Annotated in this window: 11 protein-coding genes; 4 read left to right on the top strand and 7 right to left on the bottom strand. The window is 34.3% G+C overall.

Annotated elements, in window-relative coordinates; translation table 11 throughout:
- Positions 1-266 (bottom strand): hypothetical protein (locus HHU12_RS31920; RefSeq protein ID WP_169660797.1); only part of this gene is annotated, 266 nt, incomplete at its 3' end.
- Between the two features lie 117 nt (positions 267-383).
- Between HHU12_RS31920 and HHU12_RS31925 the strand changes: the two genes are divergently transcribed.
- Positions 384-1,682: a metal-dependent hydrolase gene (locus HHU12_RS31925; protein ID WP_240971235.1), complete on the top strand. Its 1,299-nt coding sequence runs from the start codon at positions 384-386 to the stop codon at positions 1,680-1,682.
- A gap of 4 nt (positions 1,683-1,686) precedes the next feature.
- Here HHU12_RS31925 and HHU12_RS31930 read toward each other — a convergent pair whose 3' ends face one another.
- Positions 1,687-2,232 (bottom strand): PIN domain-containing protein, encoded by a 546-nt coding sequence (locus tag HHU12_RS31930; RefSeq protein ID WP_169660798.1) that lies wholly within the window; start codon positions 2,230-2,232, stop codon positions 1,687-1,689.
- Positions 2,232-2,579 carry a helix-turn-helix domain-containing protein gene (locus HHU12_RS31935; protein WP_169660799.1) on the bottom strand — a complete coding sequence of 116 codons (348 nt, stop codon included), beginning with the start codon at positions 2,577-2,579 and terminating at the stop codon, positions 2,232-2,234. The genes HHU12_RS31930 and HHU12_RS31935 overlap by 1 nt, the downstream gene beginning before the upstream one ends.
- A 192-nt stretch (positions 2,580-2,771) precedes the next feature.
- Here HHU12_RS31935 and HHU12_RS31940 point away from each other — a divergent pair, with 192 nt between their 5' ends.
- Both HHU12_RS31940 and HHU12_RS31945 read left to right on the top strand, forming a co-directional pair.
- Complete coding sequence (locus HHU12_RS31940; RefSeq protein WP_169660800.1) at positions 2,772-4,070, top strand: nucleotidyltransferase family protein; 1,299 nt, start codon at positions 2,772-2,774, stop codon at positions 4,068-4,070.
- A gap of 58 nt (positions 4,071-4,128) precedes the next feature.
- Positions 4,129-5,724 (top strand): tyrosine-type recombinase/integrase, encoded by a 1,596-nt coding sequence (locus HHU12_RS31945; protein ID WP_169660801.1) that lies wholly within the window; start codon positions 4,129-4,131, stop codon positions 5,722-5,724.
- Here the strand turns inward: HHU12_RS31945 and HHU12_RS31950 are convergent.
- Together HHU12_RS31950 and HHU12_RS31955 are read right to left on the bottom strand one after the other, a co-directional pair.
- Positions 5,721-5,900 (bottom strand): hypothetical protein, encoded by a 180-nt coding sequence (locus HHU12_RS31950; RefSeq protein WP_169660802.1) that lies wholly within the window; start codon positions 5,898-5,900, stop codon positions 5,721-5,723. The two genes, HHU12_RS31945 and HHU12_RS31950, sit on opposite strands and share 4 nt — an antisense overlap.
- A 277-nt stretch (positions 5,901-6,177) precedes the next feature.
- Positions 6,178-7,275 carry a hypothetical protein gene (locus HHU12_RS31955; protein ID WP_169660803.1) on the bottom strand — a complete coding sequence of 366 codons (1,098 nt, stop codon included), beginning with the start codon at positions 7,273-7,275 and terminating at the stop codon, positions 6,178-6,180.
- Between the two features lie 118 nt (positions 7,276-7,393).
- Between HHU12_RS31955 and HHU12_RS31960 the strand changes: the two genes are divergently transcribed.
- On the top strand, positions 7,394-7,639 hold the full coding sequence (locus HHU12_RS31960) for a hypothetical protein (protein ID WP_169660804.1): 246 nt from the start codon (positions 7,394-7,396) through the stop codon (positions 7,637-7,639).
- 21 nt (positions 7,640-7,660) lie between these two features.
- Here the strand turns inward: HHU12_RS31960 and HHU12_RS31965 are convergent, their stop codons facing one another.
- Both HHU12_RS31965 and HHU12_RS31970 read right to left on the bottom strand, forming a co-directional pair.
- Positions 7,661-8,827 carry a hypothetical protein gene (locus tag HHU12_RS31965; RefSeq protein ID WP_169660805.1) on the bottom strand — a complete coding sequence of 389 codons (1,167 nt, stop codon included), beginning with the start codon at positions 8,825-8,827 and terminating at the stop codon, positions 7,661-7,663.
- Positions 8,828-8,858: 31 nt separating this feature from the next.
- Positions 8,859-9,098, bottom strand: coding sequence for a hypothetical protein (locus tag HHU12_RS31970; protein WP_169660806.1), 240 nt, complete (start codon positions 9,096-9,098; stop codon positions 8,859-8,861).
- Positions 9,099-9,304 lie beyond the last annotated feature (206 nt).

Consider the following 9,304-nt stretch of genomic DNA (forward strand, 5'->3'; position numbering starts at 1 on the left):
TTCTTTTTCACAATGATCTCCCATAACCCTTCATGGGTATAATCAATATAAATTACTTCATATCCTTCTTCGTCTAAACTATTTAGAAAACCGGCTACAGAGTGAAATTGATCTTTATATTTTTCACTGCCTTTTTCTAAATGCTCTTTTACAGTAACTTTTTTACCATTTAGGTGAACAGTTGCAGTAAATTGTCGGTAGATTGTATCTGCAAATGACGTAATAGAAGACAGAAATATTAAAAAATATATTGCTATTGTTTTCATATTCATACAAGTTGTTTGTCAATTAGGATAGAATTTTTCTCAAAACTACTATTTATGTGGAATATGAACTATTCTACAGAATGTTATTTATTTTAATAATCTTATACAACTAACCTCATGATGTCCTACAACCACCTCGCTGGAGGTCTCACATTCACTGCCACTTTCTGCTCTCTCTACGACATCAATGTTTTCGAGAAACCGGAGTACCTCGCCCTTACGCTCACAAGCTCTATCTTGCCCGACATTGACAACCCACGCACTCTGCTAGGCAAAACCTTCTATCCTATCAGTCGTTGGATTGAAAGGAACTATGGCCACCGCACCATTACGCATAGTCTACTCGCTACAGTTATTTGGGGATTTTTACTCCACTTAGTGGAGTGGATTTTCAAAGCAGAACACCTTGTAATCATCGGCATGCTTGCCTACCTCTCCCACTTGATCTTTGATATGTGCACCCGTTCGGGTATTCCCTTCTTTCTTCCCTTCTCCAAAGTCCGGTGCGTTCTTCCAGCCAATCCCAAAATGCGACTGAAAACAGGTGAAGTGAAAACGGAAGCGGTGATCTTCTTTATCTTCATTGGCTTGAATTTACTCTCCTTGGATTTGGTGGCTAACGGATTCTGGACCACCTATAACAAAGCCTTCGCTACCTTCAGCCATGTACAACGGGAAAAGCTTCACAACCCAGAGCCTTTATTTCTGATTGTTCAAAACCGACTAACGGGAGCATTGGACAGTGGTTTTGTATTGGAAGCGAGTACTAAAGAGGCACAGCTCTACTCTCCTTTTGGTGAGATCTCTTCCAGAAGATCATCAATTTCAAAAGACTTAGACAAAAGATTTTCTTTAGTAGAAAATGAAGAATACAAAGTCATTGATTTCAAGCACATCAAAAACGGTTTTCAAACCCAAAAAATAGTATTTGAGGAAATCACACTAGACAGCCTAAACCGACTATTGGATGCTGATATTTTAGAACTGACCCTCTTCAGCAATGAGAAGTTCTATCACTACAAAGAAGGTGTCAAAAAGGCTTCTACCAATGTGACAATGGAATTAGTCTCTTCCCCTAAAATCACAAAAGTAGAAGATGCTAACCAGGAACTAAAAGCCAAACTACAGCTGATCGATGTGAAGATCTCTGAAGAAATACTGAAGGAAAAAGAAAGCAGGAAAGAGTTGACTTCGCTCCAAAAGCAACACCGACAGCTAGAAACAAATTTCTCAGCCATGAGCGACTACGCTAAAGGCAAAGCAGTAAAGGAAATCAAGCAACTAGAAAAAGAGATTCAAGGCTTTGAGGTGTATAAAGCGAAGACGCTTCAGCTGGAAATGGAAAGGAAGTTGGTAATGGAGAAGATGGAAGTTGAGGGGGTGTTTAGTGGGGTTGCCATTAAAATTTCGCTTTAAAGTTCTATCTCAAAATTTTAGCGGTTTCTACCAATCCCCTTTTTACCATTAATTCTAACAAGTCTTCTTTAGAATATGGAGGATTTTTATACATCTTTAGTTGTTGATGAAAAGAAATTCTCAAAAGCTCTTTATCTACAAATTGACTTATAAATTGATCTGGATGAATAGCACAAACATTCCATTCCTCTATCTCAGAAGCAGGAAAATCTTTGATATTATAAGTAACAATATATCTCGATTTACTTTCAACTGCACATGCCACAACATGTCGATCATCCCTATCCTTCTCCATTTTGATGTCCTTCAAACGAGAATTAACTAATTCAGTAGAAACACAAGATGTCGGAAAAATAGTATTCATTCGATCCGCTACCTTCTGAAATTTCTCTCGATCTTCACTCCTATTTTGAGATACATTCCTTACCCATTCATCTTGAATCAATGACGACCAAAAAGCATCTATCGCATCATTATTATGAAGGCACAAGAATAGATCACGGAGTAGAACAGGATAAAGGATATTCGCATCAAGCACACAATTAAGCATTACAGCTCTAAATTTAAATCTTCAGACAAATCTACCAAACTACCAATATTCTTTGCTCCTTGCTCTCTTTTGAGCTGATAGGCTCTAATATCTTTCTCATAATACATCCTTCTATTACCATTTTTGGTAAAAGGAATCTTACCATTATCCGATAGTTTCACAAGTGTAGGTCTTGACATTCCTAAAAGATCAGCAGCCTGTTGGGATGTAATCAAAACTGATGCCTTTTCAGAAATCGTATCCGATAATATTATATCAGTGATAGACTGAATCTTCTCCTGATCTTCAATAATCATCTTCGTCCCATTAATGATTACTTCTATTTTTTGAAGGTTATTATTTAGCATAACTTCTTTTATTTATTTACAAATATACAAATTATTTGAAATATTCGAAATATAATTTCGCCAATTGTAAGTTTTGAGGTTGAAATAAATGTAAAATAGAAGCTATTCATATTTAAAATTGAAATACAATAAACTATTGTAATTATTAATTATTGTTTATATATTTAGCATTGAACTATATATAAACATTTTATGACGCAAGCAATTTCAAAATCTAAAGTCAAAAAAACTGGTAGAAAAATTAGAAAAGAATTAAAAGAGAGTAACACTATATCAAAAGACAACCTAGAGTGCTTACAACATTATAGACTTCAACATATCCCTGCTTTAAAAATATGTTTTGATTACTTAGTTAGAAAAGGTAAAAATGAAGAAAAAGGGAGCTTGGTGGTTTTTAGATTAAAACGAATAGATACGATCAAACGAAAAATCATTAGATTTCCTAATATGGACTTATCGACCATGCAAGATATAGCAGGGTGTAGAATAATATTAAATCAAGAGAAAAGTATCTACAGGATAGTAAAAGAGTTTGAAGGGAATAAAGACTTTTCTATTTTAAAAAGTAACGATTATATAAAAGAACCCTCTGAAACAGGGTATTCTAGTTATCATCTAATAGTTAAGCATCATTCGTGTGACAGTCCTGTTGAAATCCAGTTAAGAACTAGAACACAACATTATTGGGCAACATTTGTAGAACTACTTGATGTAGTTTATAAGGAGAAAGTTAAAGAAGGAAGCAGTAATCCAAAATTACAAAAATTCCACTACCTAATGTCCTTGACTAGAGATAATAAAAAACTAACTACTAGAGATTTAGAATTTTTATTAGAGTATGAAAAAGAAAAAAAAATTATCAAAAAATCAATTGAAATTTTTGGTGGAAATTTAGGGTTATCCCTAAAAAAATGGTTAGAAAGTGAAAATAACAAGGAATATTTATTACTAATTCTTGATAGGAAGCTAAATCCTACGTTTAATTTTTTTGATGATTATCAAAAAGCTGAAAATAGTTACCTAGAAAATTTTTCTTCAAGTGAACCCAATATGGTACTTATTCACTCTAATAATCTTGAGTTTGATAAAATACAATTAGCCTATTCTAATTACATCTTAACCAATCATCCAGCAATAATTCACTTATTAAATCTTCATCTAGAAAAATATAATGAATTCAAAATAAACACAAATATGAAAATGTTTATTAAGTATTATGAATACATGAGAGAACTTATCGAAACTTTTCAAAGTAAAATTGATGTTGAGTTAGAAGAACTTTCGAAGTATTTGAGCAAAAATGAAGATAAACTATCATACGATGTGAAATTTATTATTGAAAAATGGCTTAATTCTTTAACAAAAAGATATCAACTCCATCAATCACTATTTAAAATAATAGAAAATGATTATAAAAAATACTCTAATTTTAAAGAAAAAATTAGCAAGAAAACTACATTACAAAAAATATTGTATAGGTTACATTCATAACTTTTGACTATTTTTACCCAACAATCACTAATTCTATCTCTCACCCAATCAAACCACCTTGACAGCCAACAATAACACTTTAATTGAAGCCAAAAACGAGCGGAAGTACCTCACTCTACAGGAACAGGAAGAACTGCTTCGGGTGTCCTCCAAGCATATCCGCAATCATACCATCATCCTTTTGATGTTGCACGCCGGTTGCCGGATCACAGAAGCCTTAAACCTTCGTATCTCAGATATTGACTTCAGAGCTAGATTGGTGCATGTGACAAGCTTAAAGAAGCGAAAAGATCATAAGACAAGAGTAAGAAAGGTGCCAATGTCTACTCTGCTCTACAAGGCATTGGTGGAATACTGCACCCAACTGCACCTTTCGGGTGATCAGAAGCTGTTTGAGAGAAACGGTATTGCCCTTACTCGAACGGCTATCAATAAAGTGCTCAAGAAATACGAGATGAAAAGTAGCCTGCTTGCAGGAACCAACCTCTACCCTCACAAGTTGCGACATACTTTTGCAACAATGCTCCGAACGGAAGGAGCCAAAACGGAAGACATCAAAGATGCTTTAGGGCATCAGAATATAAGTACCTCGTTGATCTATGCACATCAGGAGCCGAAGACTTTAAAAGAGCTAGTGGAGGCTTCCACCAATCGACATAAACCAAAGACATTACTCGGTAAATTGAAGCAAGGAATTTCCCAAAGGGTTACCTCTGTTTTTAGAAAGGATAAAACGGTACTTCCCAACATCAATGTATTGGGGAGAAATTCGCTGACAATGGTCGGAAGGAAAAAGGAAATGACTCAATTGCTCTCAGCGGTGAACCGAGATATCAATACCATTATCTTGGGTGATACGGGTGTGGGGAAAAGCATGTTGTTGGAATCCCTAATCAAATCTTCTGGTAGAAAGGTATTGAAATTTGATGATACAAGAGGTTTGAAAAAGAGTTTGACGAATACTTTACTACTTCTATTTGAGGGAGACAAAGAGGAAGTCAAAAAGCTAATGTTTCGTGATGTAGAGGAAAAGGACATTCAAATCAAAATCAGCAAGGAAAATACACTCAACATCGCCAAGATGCTTTGCTCCGTATGTGAGCACAAGGAATATATTTTGAGCTTCGAAAACCTAGATGACATCTCCCCTGCTTCGGTGCGGGTGATGGAGATTTTAGCGGAGCATTTTGTGATCGTTGGCACCGCCCGTATGGTTCCAGTGTCTAAAGCAACTTTCCTCTGGAACTTTGAGAGAATACAACTCAGCAACCTTTCCCGAAATGATGCCATGGGGCTGATCTTCCGTCAGACGAGCCACTTTGAATGTGAAGACCTCGCCCATCTCAAAACGGCACTTTGGGAGTCCAGCCAAGGCAATCCCCGTATGATTCTGCAGATGATCGATCGTCTTTCCAAAGAAAGCTACTTGGACCGTGATGTAGTCAATGAAATTACGGAAACCTACCTTGGAAGGGAGCTAAAACAACTTGATATGTCGGTTTACTTCTTACTGCTGTTTGGAGGACTTGCGGTACTCCGCTACATGAGTGCAGAAGTAGGCAATAACTCCCTTCGCTTTATAGGTGGTGGCTTTATGATCTTTACGCTATTTGCGAGGTACTTCTTTAATAGCTTTAGAAGGGGAAGGGTTTAGATAGGTAAATAATTTTCATCTATCCAATTATTTATTTCTTTAAATTTATCAAACTCTATTCCCTCTAAATCATAAGCCCTTTTTGTCGTTTCTTTATGTTTAAAACCAATATTATTTATAAATTCTCTGAACTTATCATTTAATGTAGCATGTTTACCACATTGACCAGCATACACTCTGAGACCAATACAATGATTCTCTTTACACTTCCGCTTGAGTTCTCATAGTAAGTACCAAATTTTAATAAGTGAGTCTTAAAAATAGACCTCAGTTCTTTTTCGTATGAATTATTCATTATTTAGTGTTCATAGAACATAGGTTAGAAAGATATTTATCAAGAATAACAAATTCTTCATCATGAGTATTTTCAAAATACTCCTTTGTTACTTTACTATAAAGTATGTTGTTAAAAGAAAGAAGTTTTACATCTTAATTAGGATATTAAATAATTAGTTATTGTAACTGATAACTAATATAAAATTCATTAGTACCAATTGGGTTTGATAATATAATCTTCATATTTTCAGGTTCTGCCCAAGTATAAACAAGGTTATATCCTTCGTTTAATAGAAGATTCCCTTGGTAATAATCTTGATACTCCATAGGACTTCCTAATTGATGACCATACCAACTAGTCTCATCTATGAATCTAAAGTCATACGACCAATTACCTGATAAATTCCATTCCATAATAATAGAAGCCTCATCACTATATATTGTATCGGGAAGTATACTATGTTGCGGATCCCAATCAGTCATATTACCTACTAATCTCCAATCTCCAAATTTAATTGGTTGATTAGGGTTTAATTCAATTGGTTTATCTTCAAATCCAGGAACTACAATTAACCCTACACCTTTATCAGGATCAGGCTCAGAGCCATCAGGGCCATCAGGGCCATTAGCAGTATAGATATACTGATTATTAGGTTGCAAATAAGCTTCAAAGATTTCATAACTTCCATCTAAATATTCAATGATGAATTCACGATAGTTACTATTCTTAAAATAACGATATCTTCTATCATATTCCGTAGCAGCAGTATCTTCAATAAAATCTGATCTATTACTATTATCTCCTTTTTTGTAAATTCGCTTGACTGTACCTTTAGGAGCATGTACTGCTAAATAAGAATAGGTGGTATTATGCATTTCAATAGTACCACTTGTCTGAGATGCTGGTATTAATGTATTACCATTCAAAGTATAATTACTCTTTTTATCAAGAGGGTTATAGTCATCTTCAGCATAATATACTGATATTGAAACATCTCCTACTACGTCACTAATCTCATAAGTTTTGTCGTCCATTAAATCAGGTACATTGATATACTGAGTTTTAGCTAAATCATCAGTAATTTGCATTCGATAATGAGTAGTAACCAAACCATCTTGTGCTTGATGTTCTCCACTCATTGGAGATACTACCATATCAACTGTTGGTCGAACTGTAATAGTTCTAGGCTCATTTTTATTAGGTTCCACATCCTCATTGGTTGTACAACTAAAAACTAGTAGTGAGAGAAAAAATATAGATAAAAATCGTTTCATATTGATTGTTATTTAAATTAATAATACACAAATGTAACGATGTATCTTTTTAATAGTTTAATGTATGTAGATAACAAAGTATAAGTAACTTTATTGGTTTACGTTACTATATATTTTATTGCAAAACTATATTCTGTTGGACCGTGATGTAGTCAATGAAATTACGGAAACCTACCTTGGAAGGGAGCTAAAGCAACTTGATATGTCAGTCTACTTCTTACTACTGTTTGGAGGACTTGCGGTACTCCGCTACATGAGTGCAGAAGTAGGCAATAACTCCCTTCGATTTATAGGTGGTGGCTTTATGATCTTTACGCTATTTGCGAGATACTTCTTTAATAGTTTTAGGAGGGGAAGGGTTTAAATATGTAGAGATATCTAAAGTCTAATCTACTAAAGAAGGTATGTTAACAATTTCCTCATATTCTACAAAAAAATTGTTAGTGTCATTCTCTCGTACAAGAACGATTCTATACAAACCAGAGTGCTCTATTGGGATCGTAATAGCTGGAAAATTATTGTGAAATCCATTACATACTGCTCCTACTAATTTCTCACCGAACTCTACATACTCGTCTTCTGTATCTGCTCCGATCTCGTAGTTTGGAGAATACCAGTCGTTTCCTACCATTCCATTATAGAACTTAAAATACATTGTATTATAGCATTCTCCTATATTATTTTCTTGTATTTCGGTCCATACGTAACGAGTGTAAGATCCGTCTTCATATATAGAATCTGGCTTTACATTGTATTGCCATTCATTCCAGCTACCTATTAATGAAATATCATTTAGGGTTACTGGTTGACTAGGATTCATCTCTATAGGAGCTCCTTCAAAACCAGGATTAATTACTAATCCTATGTTTTTACTTGGATCACCAATAGGTTCACCTGGGCCATTAAGAGTATATACATATTGAGTATTCGGTTCTGTATTAAAATAATCCACAGTTTCAAAACTACCATCAGTATATTCAACTATAATATCGTGTGTTGCAGTATATCCGTTACAATAAAAATAATATGCATCGTGTTCCGGATAGCTAGCATCATACAGCCTCCAATAGTAACCATCATTTTTATAACCTTTAAAATATATATCTTCAATACTATCTTTTGGTCCTTTGATTACTACATATGCATAATTTGCATTTTCCATAGTTATAGAACCTATGGAATTTTTTTTAGGTATAATAGTGGAGCCATCTAATGTATAGTTATTCATATTTACATTAGAATTATCGTGATATACCATGACATGAACATCTCCTACTACATCGTCAAATGTAAAAGACAGACCATCATAAATACTGTCTATGTTATGATTTTGGTGATTACCGAGCTCATCAGTGATTTGAATCACATAATTCGTTAATACTAAACCGTCTTGAGCTTCGTGTTTATTGTTCATGTGAGATACTACTAGATCTACTACAGATTCAACTGTGATTGTTCTATCTTCGTTTATCGGTGTTGTTACATTCTCTTCTTGTTGTGAGCATGAAAATAAAGCCCATAAAGCTATGAATGAGTATAAAAACTTTTTCATTTAATTATTTATATCAAAAATATGAGATAGATTATTTTGTTTCGTTCTGAGCGTTTCTTTTCCACTCACCCTGAGCATGAGGTTTAGCTTTTTCTTCTTCGTTAAGCTCTCCTTTACTTTGAATAAATATAGACATGTCTACAACTGATTGCATTACATCTACTGCCATCAAGCTAAAGACCTTATAAACATATCCTCCAAGAATAATTATTGCTCCAATTGGACCAGATATGATGATATCTTCGTTTTCATTCATAGCAGGGAATGCCATAATTACTATAAGACCAATCAAGTAAATTGCGTACGTTAGAATATTTACTAATGATTATATATTTCACTCATCTTGTGCCACTCATTTCACTGATATTGTGCCACTTTCAAATTGCTATTAGCAAGATATTGAAAAATAAATTAATATTACTCTTTTGTTTCTAATGTCCTAAGTGATTTCCCCTTTAAATCCAATCTATGTGATGA

Origin of the sequence: Flammeovirga aprica JL-4 (assembly GCF_012844305.1) — a bacterium.
Classification (GTDB): domain Bacteria; phylum Bacteroidota; class Bacteroidia; order Cytophagales; family Flammeovirgaceae; genus Flammeovirga; species Flammeovirga aprica.

What these genes read in the sequence shown, in the direction of transcription:
- HHU12_RS31925 (WP_240971235.1), top strand. Translation starts at nt 384, where the DNA reads ATGATGTCCTACAACCACCTCGCTGGAGGTCTCACATTCACTGCCACT.
- HHU12_RS31930 (WP_169660798.1), bottom strand. Translation starts at nt 2,232, where the DNA reads ATGCTTAATTGTGTGCTTGATGCGAATATCCTTTATCCTGTTCTACTC.
- HHU12_RS31935 (WP_169660799.1), bottom strand. Translation starts at nt 2,579, where the DNA reads ATGCTAAATAATAACCTTCAAAAAATAGAAGTAATCATTAATGGGACG.
- HHU12_RS31940 (WP_169660800.1), top strand. Translation starts at nt 2,772, where the DNA reads ATGACGCAAGCAATTTCAAAATCTAAAGTCAAAAAAACTGGTAGAAAA.
- HHU12_RS31955 (WP_169660803.1), bottom strand. Translation starts at nt 7,275, where the DNA reads ATGAAACGATTTTTATCTATATTTTTTCTCTCACTACTAGTTTTTAGT.
- HHU12_RS31965 (WP_169660805.1), bottom strand. Translation starts at nt 8,827, where the DNA reads ATGAAAAAGTTTTTATACTCATTCATAGCTTTATGGGCTTTATTTTCA.
- HHU12_RS31970 (WP_169660806.1), bottom strand. Translation starts at nt 9,098, where the DNA reads ATGGCATTCCCTGCTATGAATGAAAACGAAGATATCATCATATCTGGT.